The sequence below is a fragment of the Amycolatopsis sp. NPDC021455 genome, assembly GCF_040640995.1.
GTDB lineage: Bacteria > Actinomycetota > Actinomycetes > Mycobacteriales > Pseudonocardiaceae > Amycolatopsis.
In genome coordinates, this window is the sequence record NZ_JBFACT010000066.1 from 32,346 (window position 1) to 51,834 (window position 19,489).

A 19,489-nucleotide genomic window follows, 5' to 3' on the forward strand; every position below is an offset into this window, starting at 1 on the left:
ATTTCAGCGGAAACTCAGGGGGAGGCCAAGTGCGTGTCAGACTGCTCGGCCCCGTCGACGCCCTCGTCGACGGCGTGCCCGTGTCGATATCGGGGCTCCGGCGAAGAGCGGTGCTGGCGGCACTCGCGCTGCACGGCGAAGGAATCGCCGGCACGGGCTGGCTGATCGAAGCCGTCTGGGGTGCCGAGGCGGGCGGGGTGTCGCCGAACACCCTGCAAAGCCACATGTCCTCGCTCCGGCGCATCCTCGGCGACCGCACCGCGATCGTCGCCCGGCCACCGGGCTACCTGCTCGGTTCCGGCACGACCGACGTGACCGAGGCGCGGCGCCTGATCGCGCGCGGCGAATACTGCGACGACCCGGGCGAGAGCGTCGCGACGCTGCGCGCCGCGCTGGCCCTGTGGCGGGACCGGGCCCTGATCGACGTCGGCGGTGTGGCGTGGCTGGACGAGCAGGCCGCGAGCCTCGAGCGGTTGCGCACCCGGGCCCAGCTGGCCCTGATCCGGGCCAGGCTCGCCCTCGGTGAGCACGCCCAGCTCGAACCGGAACTGGAGCGGCTGGCCCTCGCGCGCCCGCTCGACGAGCAGGTGCACGCGCAGCTGATGCTCGCGCTGTACCGCACCGGCAGGCAGGCCGACGCGCTCGGCGTGTACCGCAGGCTGCGCGCCGCCTTGGCCGACAACCTCGGCATCGACCCCAACCAGCGGCTGCGGGACCTCGAGATCGCGATCCTGCGCCAGGACCCGGCACTCGAAGAGTCCGCACTCGCCGTCCGGCTGCTGGCCGGTTAGCCCGGACAAACGTCTTGAACGACTCGTTCAGGACCTCCGATGACCTGAACGAGTCGTTCAAGACGTTCGCCGCCGGCGGCCCGGTTCGGGCAGGGCGGCCCGGTCGAGCTTGCCGTTGGCCGTCGTCGGCACGCGCGGGATCACCACGAACCGGGCGGGCACCATGTAACCCGGCAGGTGCCCGGCCAGGTGGTCGCGCAGCTCGGCCTCGTCGGGCGGCTCGCCTTCGGGGACGACGTAACCGACGAGGACGTCGCCGCGCAGGACGACCGCCGCGTTGCCGACGCGGCCGTGCCCGCGCAGCACGGCTTCGATCTCGCCCAGCTCCACCCGCCTGCCGCCGATCTTCACCTGGCCGTCGGTGCGGCCGGCGTAGTGCAGGCAGCCGTCCGGGGTCCACCAGCCGAGGTCGCCCGTGCGGTACACGCGTTCCGGCGCGCCCGCCACGGCGACTTCGACGAAGCGGTCCGCGGTGAGGTCGGGGCGGCCGGCGTAGCCGCGGGCGAGGCATTCGCCGCCGAGGTACAGCTCGCCGCGGCCGCCGAGCGGGGCCAGGCGCCGCTCCTCGTCGAGCAGGTAGACCGCGACGTTCGCGATCGGCCGTCCGATCGGCACGCCGGTGTCCGGTTCGGGACGGCGGCAGGGCCACGCGGTGACGTCGATCGCCGCCTCGGTGGGGCCGTACAGGTTGTGCACCGGCACCGGCAGGACCGAGGTCAGCTTGTTGACCGTCCGCGGCGGCAGGACTTCGCCACTGCAGATCACCGTCCGCAGCGACCGGCAGGCGGCGACCCCCGGTTCGGCCGCGAACAAAGCCAGCATCGACGGCACGAAGTGCACGGTGGTCACCCGTTCGCGCCGGATCACCTCGACGATCGCCTCCGGATCGGCGTGCGCGCCCGGCTCGGCGAGCACCAGCCGGGCGCCGGCCATCAGCGGCCACAGGAGCTCCCAGACCGAGACGTCGAACGTGTACGGCGTCTTCTGGAGCACGACGTCCTCTTCGGTCAGCCGGTAGGTGTCCTGCATCCAGGCCAGCCGGTTCGCGAGGCTCCGGTGGGTCATCTCGACCCCCTTCGGGGTGCCGGTCGACCCGGAGGTGAACATGACGTACGCGCTGCCGGTGGACGGCGGCGCCGTGGCCGGCCGGACCCGGCCGGTGCCGGTGGGTCGTCCGTCCACTGTGTACTGAGCCGGGCCGAGCCCGGCGACCGCGGCCCGGTTGTGGTCGTCGGCCAGCACCGCCGCGGCCCCGGCGGTGCCGGCCATCGCGGTCAGCCGGGCCGGGGGATGGGTGCCGTCCAGCGGGAGGTAGGCCGCCCCGGCCAGCAGGATGCCGAGGATCGCGACGACCATGGCCGGGCTGCGTTCGGCACAGAGCGCGACCACGCGGCCCGGTTCGACGCCCTCCTCGCGCAGCCGGTCCGCCACGGCCTCGGCCTGACCGAGCAGCTCACGGTAGGTGAGTTCGGCCGGGCCGAGGCGGACGGCGACCCGCTCGGGTGACCGCCGGGCCTGGTCACGGATCACTTCGTGCACCGGCCGGTCCGGAAAGGGCGTGCTCGCGGGGTTGAAGGCGAGCAGCCGCTCCCGTTCCCGCGCGCCGACGAGCCCGGCCCGGCGGATCGGCCGGTCGGGGTGCCGGACGAGGGCGGGCAGCACGGTGGCGAGCCGTTCGTCGGTCACCACCCCGGTCCGGTCCGTGGTGACGGCACTCTCCCGCACGACCACGTCGCAGCCGTCCTCCTCCCGGCCTGGCGGGTGGAACCGGTCGAGCACCTCGCGGAACGTCGTGTCCGGGCCGAGCCGCACGGCGCTCCGGCGCTCACCGTGCCCGACCACGACCCGCTCGCGGCCCGTGACGCGGTGGACCAGCACCGCGCACGCGGCACCCAGCAGGGTGTCGCCGTCGACGCCGAGGGCGCGCTCGGCGCGGACCCGTTCGATCGCGGTCAGGGTCGCCGTCACCATGTCGTCGTCCAGCTCGGCGCCGGGGACGACGTCCCGGCGGGGCAGCGGGTCGGGGTGCTGCGCGGCGGCCAGGAGGAAGCCGAGCCAGCCGTCGAACCGGGCGAGCAGCTCGGTCTCCAGCAGCTCCACTTCGTCGGCGTCGATGTCCTCGGCCAGCGCCCACGCCGCCAGGGCGGCCGCGAGTTCGCGGTTCATCGCGGCATGTGTTTCCGGCGCGCCTCGCGCGGGGTCGAACGAGGTGCCGTCGGCGGACGAACCCAGCTTCGCCGCGAAGCCGCCGAAGTCGTCGACAGCCTGCGCGAACGTCGGCCGGGTGGGCTTGACGAGCACGACCGGCAGCCCGCCGAGCCGCGCGGCGATCCGTTCGGCCAGCCCGGAGGCACTGCAGTAGCCGACGACACAGCCGATCTCCGCGCCCGCCAGCAGCCCGGCGTAGGTTTCGGCCAGATCGTCCAGGCCGCGATAGGAAGAGCCGCCCGCCAGGTCGCGGACCGCGTCGATGCGCAGGATCGTCAGGTCCGCGCCGGCCGCGCTCAGCTCCGCGGCCAGCGACCGCTGCGCCGACAGCGGCTGGAAGTCCGTGACGACGACGGCCGGCGATCCACTGTGGCCGGTCAGCTGCTCCACGGTCGGTGCCATGTCAGTTCCGTTCCGGTGCGGCGGTGATGACCGCGGCGATCGCCGCGGGGGTCGGGGTGGCCGCCAGTGCGTCCACGTCGAGTGGGACGCCGAACCGCCGCTGCAGCCGCGCCACCATCCGGACGAACAGCAGCGACTCGCCGCCGAGGTCGAAGAAGTCCGACCCGGGGAGCACTCCGGCGGTCCCGAGCAGGTCCAGCCACACCTCGATGACCTGCGCCAGAACGGGCTCGGAAGCCGGCTCGGCCGGCTCGGCCACCGGCACCGGCTCGGCGGCCGGGGGCCGCAGCAGGTATTCGTTGCGGGCGAACGGGTACGTCGGCAGCGGGATCCGGGCGGCCGCGCTCTGCCGGACGTCGTCCCAGCGGACGTGCACCCCGGCCGCCCACAACGCGCCGGCGGCGGCCACGACCGGGCTCGTCCGGCCCGGCTGCACCGTGATCTTGGCGGCGTCACGCGCCTCGGGCAGTGCCCGCGCGGCCGCGGTGAGCGCCTTGCCGGGCCCGACCTCGACCAGGACCGGATTCGCCGTCGCCAGGCCGGTTCGCAGCGCCTCGAGGAACCGCACCGGCGCGACGACCTGGTCGGCCCAGTAACCGGCGTCGCGGCGGGTGCCGCGGGGGAGCAGTGTGCCGTCGAGTGCGCTGACGACGTCGATCCGCCTGTCCCGGCCGCGAGCCGCGGCCGGCGCACGCCGGAGCCCGTCGGCGGCGTCGGCCATCATCCGGGAATGGAACGCCCGGCGGGCGGGGAGCATCCGGTGCCGCACGCCGAGGCGGTCGAAACGCGCCCGCAGCTCGTCGATCGCCTGCTCGGTGCCCGAGAGGACGACGTTGTCGGTGCCGTTCACCGCGGCGAGGTCGAGGCCGCCGATCTCGCGGGCCTGCCGCCGGGCGACCGCCTCGCCGGTGAGCGCGGCGAGCATCCGGCCCGGTGGGGCGGCCTGCATGAGCGAACCCCGCAGGGCCACGAGGTGCAGCGCGTCCTCGACGTCCAGCTCGCCGGCCAGGCAGGCGGCGGCGTACTCGCCGGCGGAGTGGCCGATCAGGACGGCGGGCCGGACACCCCAGGACACCAGCAGGCGCCCGAGCGCGTATTCGTGCACGAGCAGCGCGGGCTGGGCGACGTCCGTGCGGTGGACGCGCTCGGCGGGCGCGCCCGGATCCAGGAGGACTTCGCGGAGGTCGAACCCGAGGACGCCGGTGGCCGCCTCGGCGAGACTGTCCACATCGGACCGGAACGACGGCTGGCCGGCGTAGGGCTCCGCCGACATCCCGGCGTATTCGGAGCCCTGCCCCGGGAACAGGAACACCGGGTTCGGGCGCTTCACGGCCGGTCCGCCGGCCGGATCGGTCAACCGCGCGACGGCGGACGGCACGTCTTCGGCGGCGACGGCGTGCCGGTACGGGAAGTGACGGCGGTGCGACTGGAGCGTCAGGGCCACGTCGTGGACCGACACGTCGTTCGCCGTGCGCAGGTGAGCCGCGAGCCTGGCCTTCGCCGCCTCGAGCTCGGCCGCGGTACGCGCGGAGACGGGCAGGACCGCGGTCGCCTGCCGCGGCCGCGGCGCGAGACCGGTCCGGGCCGGCGCTTCCTCCAGGACGACGTGCGCGTTGGTCCCGCCGAGACCGAAGGCGCTGACGGCGGCGCGCCGGGTCCGGGAGTCCGTCCACTTGCGTGCCCGGCGGTCCAGGGTGAACGTGGTGCCGTCGGCGATCTCGGCCCGCGGCCGGGTCAGGCCCGCCATCGGCGGGATCCGCTCGAAGTGCAGCGCCAGCACCGCCTTGATGAACCCGGCCACGCCCGCCGCGGCGTCGAGGTGCCCCACGTTGGCCTTCACCGAGCCGAGCGAACAGGGCCGGTCACGGCCGCCGAACACCTCCGACAGCGCGGCGAGCTCGATCGCGTCGCCGACCTCGGTCGCCGTGCCGTGCGCTTCGAGATAGCCGACGGTCTCCGGTTCCACCGCGGCGTTCGCGTAGGCCCGGCTGAGCACGTCGACCTGGCCACGCACCCCGGGCGCGGTGTACCCGGCCTTGGCGCCGCCGTCGTTGTTGATCGCCGAGCCCTTGACCACCGCGTACACCAGGTCGCCGTCTCGGACCGCGTCGTCGAGGCGCTTCAGCACCACCACGCCGACGCCGCCGCCCGGCACGGTGCCGGCGGCGGTCGCGTCGAACGGCCGGCAGCCGCCGTCCGGCGACAGGACCCCGCCCGGCTCGTACAGGTAGCCGGTGTCCTGCGGGAACGGCACGGAGACCCCGCCGGCGAGCACGACGTCCGCGTCACCCGCGAGCAGGCTCTGCCGGGCCAGGTGCACCGCGACCAGCGACGTCGAGCACGCGGTCTGCACGGTCACGGCCGGTCCGCCCAGGTCCAGCCGGTAGGCGAGCTTCGCGGCCAGGTGGTCCTTTTCGTTGCCGAGCACCGCCGCGAGCAGGCCGTGCGAGCCGGCGACGTCCGGATCCTTCAGCACGGCGTCGACGAGGTAGTGGCCGAACCCGGAGCCGGCGAACACGCCGATCCGGCCGAACGGGCGGTTCGTCGTCAGCCCGGCCGTTTCGAGCGCCTCCCACGCGGTCTGCATCAGCAAGCGGTGCTGCGGGTCCATCAGGGCCGCGTCCTTCGGCGTGATGCCGAAGAAGTCCGCGTCGAACCGGCCCGGGCCGTCGATCCGGCCACGGGACGGCACGTACCACGGATCGTCCACTTCGGACTCGCCGACGCCGTTGCGCAGCAGTTCGTCCCGGCTCATGGTGGTGATCGAGACGCGGCCCGCCTCGATGTTCGACCAGTACCGCCAGACGTCGTCCGCGCCGGGGAACCGGCAGGCGAACCCGATTACCGCGATGTCCGCCCCGCTCATGTGTCGATGCCCGCCAGGTGCCGCGCCAGGGATTCGACGGTCGGGAAGCGGTACAGGTCCACCAGCGGCAGCGGCTGCTCCGGCAGCCGTTCCCGGAGCTGGTGGCGGACCAGGGCGAGCCGGAGCGAGTCGCCGCCGACGTCGAAGAACGCCTCGTCGTGGTCGAAGTCGTCAGTGCCGAGCACCGTCGTCCAGGCGTCCGCGATGACCTTCTCCAACGCGGCGACGTCGTCTTCGGCGGTCGTCGTGGCGAGCGCCGGCAGCGTTTCGGCGGACAGCGCCCGGAGGTCCACCTTGCCGTTGCGGGTGAGGGGGAACTCGGTGACGGGCAGCCACCGTTGCGGGCGCGCGTAGGCCGGCAGCTCGGCCTCGACGGCCTGCCGGATCGTGGCCAGCGACGCGCCGCCGGTCCGGACCGCCGCGCACAGCCGGTCCTCGCCGGACAGGAACACCAGCGCGTCGAGCACGCCGTCCCGGCTCGCGATCCGCCGCTCGACGTCGGCCAGCTCGACCCGGTGGCCCGCGATCTTGACCTGCCGGTCGTGGCGCCCGTGGAAGTGGAGCGTGCCGTCGGTGCCCCAGCGGGCCAGGTCGCCGGTCCGGTACGTCCGGAGGCCGGTCGACGGCGGGCCGGTGAAGACCTCGCCGGTCCGGGCGGGATCGTCCAGGTAGCCGTCGGCGAGCCCGGCGCCGGTCGTGTGCAGCTCGCCGAGCCCGCCCGGCGGGACCAGCCCGCCGCCGGCGTCGAGGAGCACCACGCCGGTCCCGGCGACCGGCCGCCCGATCGGCAGGTCGGGCCCGACCTGGTGGGCACCGTCGACGGTGTGCGTCGTGGTGAACGTCGTGTTCTCGGTGGGGCCGTAGCCGTTGGTCACCCGCAGCCCGGGGCAGTGGTCCAGGACGCGCCGCACGTGCGGCGGCGACACCACGCCGCCGCCGGTGAACAGCTGACGCACTCCGCGGAAGGCGTCCGGGCGGTGTTCGGCCACGATCCGGAACAGACCCGACGTCAGCCAGACGTGGGTGACCGGACGGTCGTGGAGGAACCCGGCCAGCGCGGCGGGCGCGGGCTCGCCCGGCGGGTACACCTCGACGGTGTCCCCCCTCACCAGCGGGACCAGGAGTTCGAGCGTGGAGGCGTCGAAGGCCAGGGGCGCCATGCGGAGCATCCGGGTGTCCGCGGCCGGGACGAACAGGTCCGGGTCGGCGGCCAGCCGCAGCACGCCGCGGTGGGTGACGACGACACCCTTCGGCAGACCGGTCGAGCCGGAGGTGTACGCGATGTAAGCCGTCTTCCCGGTGACCTCCGGCAGAGGGCGGCCGGCCGGGACGGGCCCGGTGAGGTCGATCGCCGTCTCCGGCCCGATCCGGGCCTTCGGCGCCGCGGTCGCCAGCACGTGCGTGCGCCATTCCCGGGTGGCCGCCGGATCGATGGCGACGTAGCTCGCGCCGAGACACAGCGTCGCGAGCACACCGACGGCTTCGCTCGCCGACCGCGGCAGGTCGATCAGCACCCGGTCACCCGCCTCGACGCCGGCCTCGGCGAGCTGCCGGGCCTGCGCCGAGGCGAAGCCGTGCAGCTGCGCGTAGGTCAGGGTGACGTCGGCGTGCGTGTCGCTGATCGCCACGGCGTCCGGTGCGGCGGCGGCCGCGCGCTCGAACGCGTGCCAGAGGTCGCCGTCGCTGTCGACGGGCGTGCCGGTGCCCAGGCGATCGAGGCGGGCACGCTGGTCCGCGGAGATCGTCCGCGCGCGGCCCAGCCGACGCCGGGGATACGCCGTCAGCTCGGTCAGCCCGGCTTCGAAGGACTCGGCGAGGTCGCCGGCGTCGGCCGGGCTCAGCACCGAAGTCGCGTACTCCAGTGCCAGCCGGGGCCCGCCGGACCAGGCCTGGACGTAGAGCAGCGCGTCGAACACCGACCCGCCGCAGTGGCCTTCGTGCACGCGCCAGCCCGGTCCGATCCACTCGGGGACGAGCTGGTCGTGCGCGGCGAACCCGATCTGGGCCACGGGATTGCGAGCCGGATCGGGATCCTCGCCGAGCGCGGCGACGAGGTGTTCGAAGGGCACGTCGGCGCCGCCGGTCGCGGCGGCGATCGCCGCGCTGATCCCGCGCACGCAGGCTTCGGCGCTGTCGCCGTCGTCGATCCGGCACCGGACCGGCACGACCCGGGTGCAGAGCCCGACGACGCCGGCCGTGCCGGCGCCGAACCGGCCCGACACCGGCAGCCCGAGCAACAGGTCGGTGAGGCCGGTCCGCCGGGCGACGGTCAGCGCCCACGCCGTCATCAGCACCGCGGTGGTCGTGACCCCGCACCGGGCGGCCAGCGCCCCGGTCGCGGTGGCGAGCGGCTCGGGGAGGGGGAAAACGAGCCGGGCGCCGCGGCCGTCGGACTCCGGCGGGCGCGGCGCGTCGGCCGGCAGCGACACCACGGTCGGCGCCCCGGCCAGCCGATCGACCGCGCGGGCGGTGATCTCGTCCAGCGCGCCCGAGGACCTCAGCTCCGCGTGCCGGTCGGCGACCTGGTCCGGGGACCGGCCGGGGGCGGCCGCCTCGCCGCGGTACAGCTCGCCGAACTGACGCCAGAGCAGCCCGATGCTCCACCCGTCGGCCAGGACGTGGTGGACCAGCATGGTCAGCACGCTGCCGCGGCCGGCCCGGCCGAGCACGAACACCACCGGCGGCCGCTCGAACGGCCGGAGCAGCGCGTCACTCGCCCTCGCGTAGAGCTCGTGAGCGGTCTGGACACTGTGGACGGACGGCAGATGCTGGCGGAGGATCCGCGGCCGCTCGGTGGGCGGCAGGACACGCCGGCACTGGGCCGTCCCGTCGGCCACGAACATCGTCCGCAGCGACTCGTGGCGGGCCACCAGCTCCGCCAGCGCCGCCGTGGTGCGGTCCTCGTCGAGCGGGTCGGGCGTCTCGAGGCTGAACATCAGGTGGTACGGCCGGTCGGTGCCGGCCAGGTGCGCGGCGAGCATCACCCGCTGGCCCGGCAGCAGGGGCCGGTCCGGCTCCGGGTCCGCCGGTGGCGGCGGCGCCAGGTACGGCGTGGCCGCCGCCAGCACGGTGCCGAGCGGCTCCGGGCCGATCAGCCGTGCGCTGTCCACACTGGACCGCAGGTGCCGCTGGCCGAGCGCGAGCAGCTCGATGGCGTCCAGGGAACTTCCGCCGAGGGCCACGAACGAGGTGTCGCCGAGGCGGCCCGCGACGTCGGCGGCCGGCGTTCCGGTCACCGCGCCGACCAGCGGCAGCCACTCCTCAAGCCGGGTCATGCGTCCTCCCGAAGACTTCACCGAGCAACTCGGCCATGGTGGTGACCGTGAACGACGCGAACAGCCGCCGCCGGTCGATGCGCACGCCGTACCGCCGCTGCGCGGCCGCCACGAGCCGGACCGCCTGCAGCGAATCGCCGCCGAGGGCGAAGAAGTGGTCCGTCACGCCGAGCGGCCGGACCTCGACCCGGTCCGCCCAGAGCTCGAGGAGCTCCGACTCGAGGTCGGTCCGCGGCCCGAGCGGCTCGCCGAGGTCCGCCGGACGGTCTGGTGGTTGCATCTGGCTTTCCCTTTCCCCGGAACCGGTTCAGCGCCGCACCTGGACCAGCGGCAGCTCGCGCCGCGCCGTGACAGCGGGTTCCGGTTCGGGGGCCGGTTCGCCCGGCGGCGGCACGACCAGGCTCATCACCCGATCGCCTTCGCCGAAGAGCAAGCGGTGGCTGTGCAGGTAGGCGAGCTGGGCGGCGACGACTTCGGCGGGCCGGTCGAGGTCGGCGGCCAGGCGGTCCGCCTTGACCGGCGCGGACAGGCGGCGCAGCAGCGGCAGCAGCGCGGGCTCGATCGGGACCGTCCGGACCGTGCCGTCCCGGGTGTCGTGCACCCAGTGCTCGCCGGCGTCCGACCGCAGCACCAGTTCCGGCGGGACTTCCCGGTCGGCCCAGCGCGTCTGCCAGTACTCGACCTGCTCGGTGACCGGCCGCAGCCAGGTGATCGAATGCCGCATGTACGGCGAAACCCGGCGGTCGGTGAAGAAGTAGGCCATCCGCGCGATCTGCTCGTCGGAGAACGGGTAGATCAGCGGGTAGAAGTCCATCGGGGTCAGCTCGAGCCCGTACTCGTCGGCCTGCGTGTAGTAGGGGCTGAAGCGGTCGAACCGCACCAGGAACGTGCCGTTCGGCGGCGGCAGGTGGGTCAGCAGCGGGATGTCTTCGACGTACTTGGCGTAGACCTCCTCCGGCTCCCGGGGAAAACCGAGCAGCAGGTTCCACTCCGGCGTGATGCCGTGGCCGAGGCAGCTGCGCAGGAACTGCAGGTTGAGGAACGCCGTGGTGCCCTTGTTCATCAGCTTGAGCGTCCCGGTGGACAGCGCTTCGATGCCCGGCTGGATCCGGGTCACCCTGGCCTGGCTCAGCACGGTCATGTCGTGCTCGCTCATCGGGACCTTGATCTCGTAGAACAGGGAGACGCCCGGCGGTGGGTCGAGCTTCGCGAACACTTCCTTCGGGTAGGACTTCGGCATGATGTTGTCGGTGCAGACGAACTCGTCGCACCACGGGCTGAACTCGTCGAACAGCCACTCGAACTGCGCGCGGGCGTGCTCCGGCGCCATCGAGCGGTAGGCCATGCCGAGACCGTTGAGCCCGCAGAACGTGCAGTGCGAGCGCTGGCCCCACCAGCAGCCCCGCGACGTTTCGAAGAACAGGATCGGTTTCGCCGTCTCCAGCCCGCCGAGCCGGTCCCGGTGGGCGTCGAAACTCGCGACGAAGCCCGTGTAGTCGGGGGTGAAGAAGTCGTCGATGTCGCGCTCCCGCCCGACGGTGTCGCGGTAGGCGGGATCGTGGCAGTTCTCCGCCGTCAGCACACCCGGGATCGCGTGCAGGCCTTCGGGAGTGCCGTCCAGCAGCTGCCGCACGAACTGCGGGAAGGTGTGCAGGGCAGGTCCCGAGAACACCGCGTCGATCGCCTCGACCTCCTGCGCGATGACCGCGCCCATCGGGGCCTCGCAGTTGGCCCCGCCCAGCAGCGTCAGCGCGTCCGGGTTGCGGTTCTTGATCACCTTGGCCATCCCGATGCTGGCCACGTGCTGGGCGAACATCGAGGTGAACCCGACGACGTCGGCGGAGTACAGGTCGTGGCGCTCGGCGAGCTCCGCGCAGAAGTCCGCGATCCCGGCGCGGCGCTCGACGATCCGCTCGCGGAACTCCTGCCACTGCGCGCCCAGGTAGTAGCGGCGGAAGTAATCCTCGGCGTTGTCCGGCTCCTCGGGGAACGCCACCGGCCGGAACAGCCATTCGCCGATCCCGGTCATCAGGTGCCCGACGCCGTCCGCGATCGCGTCGTAGGTGTCGATGCCGAGGTATTCGGCGAACTCGAAGTTGAGGTAGCGGACGTCGACCTCGACCGCGTCGCCGAACTCGCGGCGGGTCAGCGCGGCGAGCTGGCTGAGCGCGAACGAGGGCTTGCGCCAGTCCGCGAAGGGCATGGTGACGAGCACGATCCGGGTCATCGGGATCCCTCCGGGGATTCGGGTGGGGGCTTCGGCGGGGATTCGGTGCAGCTGAGTTCGGCGGCGTAGAGCCGGAGCAGCTCCGGCATCCGGTACCGGCCGGGGCCCGCCGGCTCCAGCAGGTGGTGGTCGACGAGCCGCTCGGCCGCGGCGTGGGTGTCCGCCGCGGACATCCCGGGCACCGTGCCGTCGCCGGCGTGGCGGAACGCCCGCGCGGCGAGCCGGTCCGCCTCGTCGCCGGCGTCGAGGACCCGCAGGCTCGCGGAGAACGCCGCGCGGACCGAGTGCGAACCGGCCCGCAGCTCGTCCAGCCGGCGGTGCGGATCGGTCAGCCTGCTGGTGAGTGCCGAGATCGGGAGGCCGGGCCGGGCGGCCAGGCGCGCACCGGCGATCCGCAGCGCCAGCGGCAGCCCGGTGCACGCGGCCGCGATGGCGGCGGCCGCGGCGGGCTCGGCCGCGATCCGGTCCGCGCCCGCCCAGTGCGCCAGCACGGCCAGTGCCGCGGACTCCGCCAGCGGGGCGGGACGCAGCCGGAGCCCGGCGTCCACCGCGGCGAGCCCGGCCCGGCCGGTGACCAGCACGAGGCACCCCGGGGCGCCCGGGAGCAGCGGGAGGACCTGGTCGGCGTCGCGCGCGTCGTCCAGCAGGATCAGCATCCGCTTGCCGACGAGCGCGGACCGGTAGGCCGCGCCGAGCTCCTGTTCGCTGGTGGCCCCGGGTGCGGGCGGGCGGCCGAGCCCGCGCAGCAGCCGGGCGAGTGCCTCGGCGGCCGGCAGGGGACCGGGGCCGGTGTGCCCGTGCAGGTCGAGGTGCAGCTGGCCGTCGGGGAACGCGTCGGCGCTCTGATGTCCGAAGTGGACGCAGAGCGCGGTCTTCCCGGTGCCCGCCGCGCCTTCGACGGTGACCACGCCGGTACCCCGCGGATCGGCGACGGCCGCGTGCAGCGCGGCGAGCTCCTCGTCCCGGCCGGCCAGCAGGCCCGGCGGCGCGGGCAGCTGCCGCGGCACCGGCACGAGCGGTTCCCGTGGCTGCGGGGACTTCAGCAGCGTCCGGTCGGCGGCGAGGATGCGCTGTTGCAGGCGCTGCAGCTCCGGGCCGGGTTCGATGCCCAGCTCGTCGACGAGCACCGACCGGGCATCGGCGAAGGCACGCAGTGCTTCGGCGTGCCGGCCGGACTGGAACAGCGCGAGCATGTGCAGCCCCCGCAGGCGTTCCCGGAGCGGGTTCGCGGCCACCAGCACGGTGAGCTCGCCGGTGACCTCACGGTGGTGCCCCAGCCTCAGCCGCGCTTCGACCCACTGCTCCTCGGCGTCGAGCCGCTCGTCGGTGAGCGCGGAACGGACGGCCGCGGTGATGGTCGAGTCCTCGACGCCGGCCAGTGGTTCGCCGCGCCAGTGGCTGAGCGCCCGGCCGAGCAGCGCGGCCTGGGCGTGGTCGTCGGCGGTCTCCTTCGCGGCGGCCACCAGCTCCCGGAAGCGGTACAGGTCGATCCGCTGCGGATCGACGTCGAGCAGGTAGCCGGGCTGGCGGTGGACGAGCCGGATCGCGGGATCCGCGGCCAGGGTGCTCCGCAACTGTGACACGCAGCCCTGGATGGCGTTCCGGGCGGTGCCGGGCACGTGCCTGCCCGGCCACAGCGCCTCGCGCAGCCGTTGCATGGGCACCACCTGGCCGGGCTGCAGCAGCAGCATGGCCAGTACGCAGCGGCGCTGCGCACTGCCCAGCGCGAGCTGGCGACCCTCGTGCCAGATCGCGATCGGACCCAACAGCCCGAATTCCATTTGACCCCCGGCCGTATTCCGGCGCTTTCGACCTGAGAGCGTCGCATCCCGATGCCGGTGAATTCAAGGAATTCGTCGGATTTCGGATGCCCGGTCCGGGTCGCCTGGCCTGTCCCAAGAGGAGTGGAAACACTTGCCGCGGCGATGATAGCGCGCGCTGGACCTGCTTTCGACGGGAACTCAGCGATCATTCAGCGCGCGCTCAGCGGCACCCGCCAGTGTGTTGAGGAGAGCGCGAAATCGAGTGGCTGAAACATATTCGAATGGCGGTAAATCGGCCGTTCGGGTGAGGTCAATCGAGGCGGCAGGACTGAACGGGGGAATGGCGGGTGAGTACTTCCGTGACGCAGCACGGCGTGGTGGTCGCGCTGCCGGCGGACCGGGGGATCCACCACCTCGTCGCCGACCGCGTCGAGGCCGAGCCGGGCGCGCTCGCCGTCTCCGCCGCCGACGGAGACCTCACCTACGAACAGCTTTGGGCGCGTTCTTCGGGCCTGGCCGCGGCCTTGGCGGCCCGCGGAGTCGGGGCGGGTGACCGCGTCGCGGTGGCCGTGGACCGTTCGGCCGCGCTGGTCGTCACCCTGCTCGCCATCGCGCGGCTCGGCGCGGCGTATGTGCCGCTCGACGCGCTCGCGCCACCGGGGCGCACCGCGGCCGTTCTGGCGGAGGCGGCCTGCGCCGTGGTCGTCCGGGGGCCGGGCTGGCCACCGCTGCCGGACGTCCCGGTGCTGGACGTCACCGCGGTGCGTGGCGATTGGTCCGGACCGGCGCGCTTCGATCCCGAGACGCCGCTGTACGTCGCCTACACCTCCGGTTCCACCGGGGCGCCCAAAGGGGTCGTGGTGCCCCACCGCGCGGTGCTGCGCCTGGTGGTTTCGGCCGCCTACTGCCCGCTGGGTCCCGGTGACCGGGTCGCCCAGCTGGCGAACCCGGCGTTCGACGCGCTGACCTTCGAGGTCTGGAGCACGCTCGCCGCGGGCGCGACCGTGGTCGTCCCGCCCGCGGCCGGGCAGGTCGACCTCGGCACGTGGGGCGACCTGCTGGTGCGGTACCGGATCAGCGCCCTGTTCCTCACCTCCGCGCTGTTCGACCTGATCGCCCGCGCCGAGCCGTCGGCGTTCGCCTCGGTGGCCACGCTGCTGGTCGGCGGCGACACGATGGACCCGGCCGTCGTGCGGCGGGTGCTCGACGCGGACCCGCCCGGCAGGCTGGTCAACGCCTACGGCCCGACCGAGGCCACGACCTTCGCCACGTTCTACGAATGCACGCCGGAAACCGTCGACGGACGCGTGCCGATCGGGTACCCGCTGCAGAACACGTGGCTGTGCGTCCTCGACGACGACCGCGTTCCGGCGGCCGAAGGCGAGCTGTGGATCGGCGGGCCCGGGGTGGCGATGGGCTACCTCGGCCGCCCGGAGGAGACCGCCGCGCGTTTCTTCCCAGGCGAGGCCGTCCCCGGCGGCAAGGGACCCTGGTACCGCACCGGCGACCGGGTCCGCCGCCGCGGCGACGGGGCGATCGAGTTCCTCGGCCGCGTCGACCGGCAGGTGAAGCTGCGCGGGTTCCGGGTCGAACTCGCCGAGGTCGAGGCGGCGGTGCTGGCCACCGGGCTGGTGACGGCCGTGGCGGTGGAGAAGACCGGCGAGGGGCCGCTCGCCCATCTCACCGGTTACGTTGTGGGGCCCACCGCGGGCTTGTCCGAGGCACTGCGGGACCGGCTGCCGGAGTACATGGTGCCCGCCCGCTGGGTCCGGCTGCCCGAGCTCCCGCTGACGTCGACGGGGAAGCTCGACCGGACCCGGCTGTCCGCCGGCGAGCGGACGGCCCCGCTGTCGACCGCGCAGGAACGGCTCTGGTTCGTCGAGGCCGCCGAACCCGGGACGGCGGCGTACGCGACGCCGATCCTGCTGCGCTGGCGTGGGGCGGTGGATCGGGCCGCGCTGTCCGTCGCGCTCGCCGCGGTGGTGGCCCGGCACGAGCCGCTGCGCACCACCTACCGGCTCGAGGACGGAGGGCCGGTGCAGGTGATCCACGAGCCGGCCGGTGTGGAAGTCGAGGTGCGTGACGGTGCCGCCGACGGGGCTGGGCGGAGCGCGGCGGGCCCCGTCGGTCCGGCCGATGCCGCCGAGGAGGCCGAGCGGTGTGCGGCGGGCCCGATCGAGCCGGACAGTGCCGCCGACATCGGGCGGCGTGCGGCGGGCCCCGTCGGTCCGGCAGATGCCGCCGAGGAGGCCGAGCGGTGCGCGGCCGTCCCGATCGATCCCTCAGCCGATCCGCCCCTGCGGTGCACGGTCTGGCCCGGACTCCCCGACGGCGACCTGGTCCTGCTTCGCACCCACCACATCGCGGTCGACGGCTGGTCCGCCCACGTGCTCCTGGCCGACCTGGCCACCGCCTACCGGGCCGCCGAGACCGGGCACGTCCCCGTGCTGCCGCCGACCGAGATCGCCTTCTCCGCCTACGCCGTCCGGGAACGGACCGAGGCCGGCAGCCCCGAGACGGCGAGCCGCGTCGCCGAGTGTGCCGGGCGGCTGCGGGACCTGGTCGGCGATCTGTCGCTCGACCGGCGGCCCGGACCCCGGCCACCGGTGGCCGGGCCGCGACCGGGCGCCCGGTACCCGCTCGACCTCGATGGTCCCCTGTGGACGGACGTCCGCGAGCTGGCGCGCCGGCTGCGGGTCACGGCGTTCGCCGTGCTGCTCGCCGCCTTCGGCGTCGTCGTCCGGCGGTGGTCGGGCCGGACGGCCTTCCTGCTGGGCACCGGGATGGCCAACCGGCCCTGGCCGGAGCTCGAGGACCTCGTGGGGCTGTTCGCCAACACCGTCCCGCTCCGCTGCGAGGTGGCCGACGCCGAGACGTTCACCCAGCTGTGCGAGGCCACCGCCGACGAGGTGCTGACCGCGCTCGACGCGGAATCGCTGCCCCTGGACCGGCTGGTGACCGCGGTCGCCGACCGGCGCAGCCCGCTCGTCCAGGTCGTCTTCAGCTTCCAGCAGACCGGCACCGAGCCGCCCGCGCCGTGGCGGACGGCCGACGAACCGGACACCGGGTGGGCGAAGTTCGACTTCTCGGTGTTCCTCGAAGCCGGGCCCGGCGGCCTGACCGGGCACGTCGAATACGACACCGCACGCTACCCCCGCGACCTGGTCGCCGCGCTCGCCGACGGGTTCGTCGTCCTGCTCGGCGCGGCCTGCCGGAACCCCGCCGTCCCGGTCGCCGAGCTACCCCACTCCCGGCGGCGCGTCACCCAGCAGGCCCGGCTCGACCTCTCCTCGCACGCCTTGGCGCGCTTGGCGTCCTCCCGGAAGGAACCCGCACCGTGATCGATTCGCCCCTCGGCATCCTCGTCGACCAGGCGTTCATGGGCTCGTCGCTGCTGGGCCGCGACGCCTGGCGAGCCGCGGCGGAGGCCGGCGCGGACTGGATCGCGCTCACCGAGGAAGCCATGGAGATGACGCCGGAGGTGCTGCACACGCTGCGCACCGACGTCGAGGCCGCCGGGGTGCCGGTGACCATGGCGCAGTGCCACGCCTTCGGCCTCAACGACCCGCGCGAGGTGGCCAGGGAATGGAACATCGTCCGCACCGAGCGGCACGTCGACCTGGCGCGCGAGCTGGGCGCCCCGGTGTTCAAGATCCTGCTCGGCGAATGGATCTGGCGCACGATGTGGCCGACGGCGACCCAGTGGCAACTGCTCGTCGACGCCGTGCGCCGGATCGGCGACTACGCCGCACCACGCGGCGTCGAGGTCAGCGTCGAGCTCGAACCCCTCGACACCTCCCTGGTCAACGACATCGCGTCGCTGACCAGGCTGATCACCGAGGTCGACTCGGAAGCCGTGCTGGCCAACATCGACACCTCGCACATGGTGGTCCGCGGGGTGCCCGCCGCCGAGGTGGCGCTGCTGAGCGGCCGGGTCAACAGCGTCGACTTCTCCGATTCGAACGGCCGCTACCACGAGCACCTCGCCCCCGGTGACGGCGTCGCGGACCTGCCCGCCTTCGTCACGCAGCTGCGGGCCGCGCGGGCACGGTCGATCGCGGTCGAAGTCGGCCCGTTCGCGGATCCGGAGAACGCCTTCCGGAAGGTCGAGCGGGCGATCCGCGGCACGCGGTCGCTCTTCGCCGATGCGGTGGTGCCGCGTGCCTGAACCCACGACGGTCCCCGAAATGGTCGCGGCGAGCCTCGCGCTGGCGGACCCCGCGGCCATCGCCGTCGAGGGCGGCGGCTCGACCGCCACGTACGCGGAACTCGACGCGCTCGCCTGGGGAACCACCGCCAAGCTGCGGGCGGCCGGTGTGGGGCCCGGTGCGGTCGTCGGCGTCGCCATCTCGCCTGGCCCGCGTCAGGTCGCGGCCTGGCTGGGAGTGTTGCGGGCCGGTGCCGCGTTCGCGCTGCTCGACCAGGCCGGGATCGAGGTGCTCCGGGAGGCCGACGTGGAGCCGGGCCCGCCGGTGGCGCCGGTCCCGGTCGACGAGCGCGCTCCGGCGGTGGTCCTGGTCTCGCCCGATGGCGAGAATGTCGTGTGGGAGCAGGAAAATCTCCTGCACGCGGCGCTCACGACGGCGTGGCTGCACGAGCTGGGCCCGGATTCCCGGCTGCTCGCTCCCGCCACGGCGGCGGTGGTCGAGGCGTTCGCCTGCCTGTGTTCCGGTGCCAGCCTGGTGCTCACCGACGTCGTCGAGCGCGACGGCCGGTCCTTCTACCGTGCCGCCGGGTGTCCCGGGTTCGCGGCCGACATCGTCGGCGGATCGCTGCGGCCGGTGCCGAACACCCGCCTGGACGTGCTCGGCGCCGGAGACGAGGAACTCCCCGACGGGGTCGAAGGAGACCTGTGGGTCTTCGGCCCGGGGGTGCCCGGCGACCGACGGCGGCGCCGGACCGGGGATCGCGCCGTGCGAGGCCGCGACGGCGAACTCAAGCTGGCCACGCCGGCCGAGCCGGATCCGCCGCCGTCGCCGCGGGCGCGAGCGTCCGAGACGGGACGGCGGCGGGCGGTGGAGCTGTTCGCGGAGACCCTGTCGGCGGCGGGGCTGTTCGGCGAGGCACAGCGGGCCGCGCTGCGCGAACCGGACGCCGACTTCTTCCGCCTCGGCGGGCATTCCCTGCTCGCGGTCGGCATGGTCGCCAACGCGGCGCGACGCTGGAACGGCGAGGTGGCGCTGCGGGACTTCCTCGCCGAGCCCACCGTCACGGGACTCGGCGCGCTGCTGGACACCGCGGCCGAACCACTGCCGCGCTCGCCCGTCACCCCCGGCGACGGGTGGTACCCGGCGTTGCCCGCCCAGCAGCGGCTCTGGTTCCTCGACCGGATTTCCGGCCTGCGGCAGGCCTACCTCGTGACGTTCGTGCTGGAGTACACCGGGCCGGTGGACGCCGCCCGGCTCGCCGCGTCGATCCGGTCCGTGCTCGGCAGGCACCCGGCGCTGCGTTCGGTGTTCCGCCTCGACCACGCCCGCCGGGAACTGGTCTACCGCACCGACGGCCCGGCCCCCGAAGTGTCGCTTGTGGACGGCCGCGGCCGGTCGCGCACCGAGCAGGACAAGGACCTCGACGCGGTGCTCTGGCAGCCCTTCGACCTGGCCGCCGGGCCACCGGCGCGAGCGGCGGTGATCACCTCCGGGACCGGGGCGACCACGGTCGCGCTGAGCGCCTCGCACGTCGTGCTCGACGGCTGGTCGCTGCGCCGGCTCGCGGACGAGATCGGCGAGACCTACCGCGCGGCGGGGGAGGGCAGGCCGCCGCGGCTGCCCGAGCCGGTCCACCCGGCGGAAGTAGTGTCGTGCGTCGCAAGTTGTCCGACGTCCGGCGCGGCCGGAGCCAAGCGCCCCCATGTGGCGTTGGTTGCGTCTGACGCACCCAATGTGGCGTTGGGGGGGGGGGGGGGCCCCCCCCCCCCCCGGGGGGGGGGGCCGCCGCCCGCGGCCCCCCCCCACACG

10 protein-coding genes are annotated in these 19,489 nt (G+C 74.2%); 4 read left to right on the forward strand and 6 right to left on the reverse strand.

Annotated features, from left to right (window positions below):
- Positions 1 to 29 precede the first annotated feature (29 nt).
- Positions 30 to 791, forward strand: a complete 762-nt coding sequence (locus AB0G28_RS40490) for an AfsR/SARP family transcriptional regulator (protein WP_361102418.1) — start codon at positions 30 to 32, stop codon at positions 789 to 791.
- 57 nt (positions 792 to 848) lie between these two features.
- On the opposite strand, the gene AB0G28_RS40495 is transcribed toward AB0G28_RS40490, so the two are convergent.
- From AB0G28_RS40495 to AB0G28_RS40520, 6 genes are read right to left on the reverse strand one after another with little or no spacing between them, the layout of a single operon-like run.
- The gene (locus AB0G28_RS40495) at positions 849 to 3,401 is read right to left on the reverse strand and encodes an amino acid adenylation domain-containing protein (protein ID WP_361102421.1); all 2,553 of its coding nucleotides are present in this window, start codon (positions 3,399 to 3,401) and stop codon (positions 849 to 851) included.
- A 1-nt stretch (position 3,402) separates the two neighbouring features.
- Positions 3,403 to 6,267, reverse strand: coding sequence for a beta-ketoacyl synthase N-terminal-like domain-containing protein (locus tag AB0G28_RS40500; protein WP_361102424.1), 2,865 nt, complete (start codon positions 6,265 to 6,267; stop codon positions 3,403 to 3,405).
- Positions 6,264 to 9,542 carry an AMP-binding protein gene (locus tag AB0G28_RS40505; RefSeq protein ID WP_361102427.1) on the reverse strand — a complete coding sequence of 1,093 codons (3,279 nt, stop codon included), beginning with the start codon at positions 9,540 to 9,542 and terminating at the stop codon, positions 6,264 to 6,266. Before AB0G28_RS40505 ends, AB0G28_RS40500 begins: the two co-directional genes overlap by 4 nt.
- Positions 9,529 to 9,822: a phosphopantetheine-binding protein gene (locus AB0G28_RS40510; protein WP_361102430.1), complete on the reverse strand. Its 294-nt coding sequence runs from the start codon at positions 9,820 to 9,822 to the stop codon at positions 9,529 to 9,531. The genes AB0G28_RS40505 and AB0G28_RS40510 overlap by 14 nt, the downstream gene beginning before the upstream one ends.
- A 27-nt stretch (positions 9,823 to 9,849) precedes the next feature.
- Positions 9,850 to 11,769 carry a RiPP maturation radical SAM C-methyltransferase gene (locus tag AB0G28_RS40515; RefSeq protein ID WP_361102433.1) on the reverse strand — a complete coding sequence of 640 codons (1,920 nt, stop codon included), beginning with the start codon at positions 11,767 to 11,769 and terminating at the stop codon, positions 9,850 to 9,852.
- The gene (locus AB0G28_RS40520; RefSeq protein ID WP_361102436.1) at positions 11,766 to 13,550 is read right to left on the reverse strand and encodes a transcriptional regulator; all 1,785 of its coding nucleotides are present in this window, start codon (positions 13,548 to 13,550) and stop codon (positions 11,766 to 11,768) included. Before AB0G28_RS40520 ends, AB0G28_RS40515 begins: the two co-directional genes overlap by 4 nt.
- 329 nt (positions 13,551 to 13,879) lie before the next feature.
- On the opposite strand from AB0G28_RS40520, the gene AB0G28_RS40525 reads away from it, so the two are divergent.
- The 3 genes from AB0G28_RS40525 to AB0G28_RS40535 form a co-directional block, all read left to right on the forward strand.
- A complete protein-coding gene (locus tag AB0G28_RS40525; RefSeq protein ID WP_361102439.1) occupies positions 13,880 to 16,873 on the forward strand; it encodes an amino acid adenylation domain-containing protein in 2,994 nt (997 codons plus the stop codon).
- Positions 16,870 to 17,700, forward strand: coding sequence for a sugar phosphate isomerase/epimerase family protein (locus tag AB0G28_RS40530; protein ID WP_361102442.1), 831 nt, complete (start codon positions 16,870 to 16,872; stop codon positions 17,698 to 17,700). Before AB0G28_RS40525 ends, AB0G28_RS40530 begins: the two co-directional genes overlap by 4 nt.
- A partial coding sequence (locus tag AB0G28_RS40535; RefSeq protein WP_361102445.1) for a condensation domain-containing protein occupies positions 17,693 to 19,489 on the forward strand: 1,797 nt, incomplete at its 3' end. The genes AB0G28_RS40530 and AB0G28_RS40535, both read left to right, overlap by 8 nt.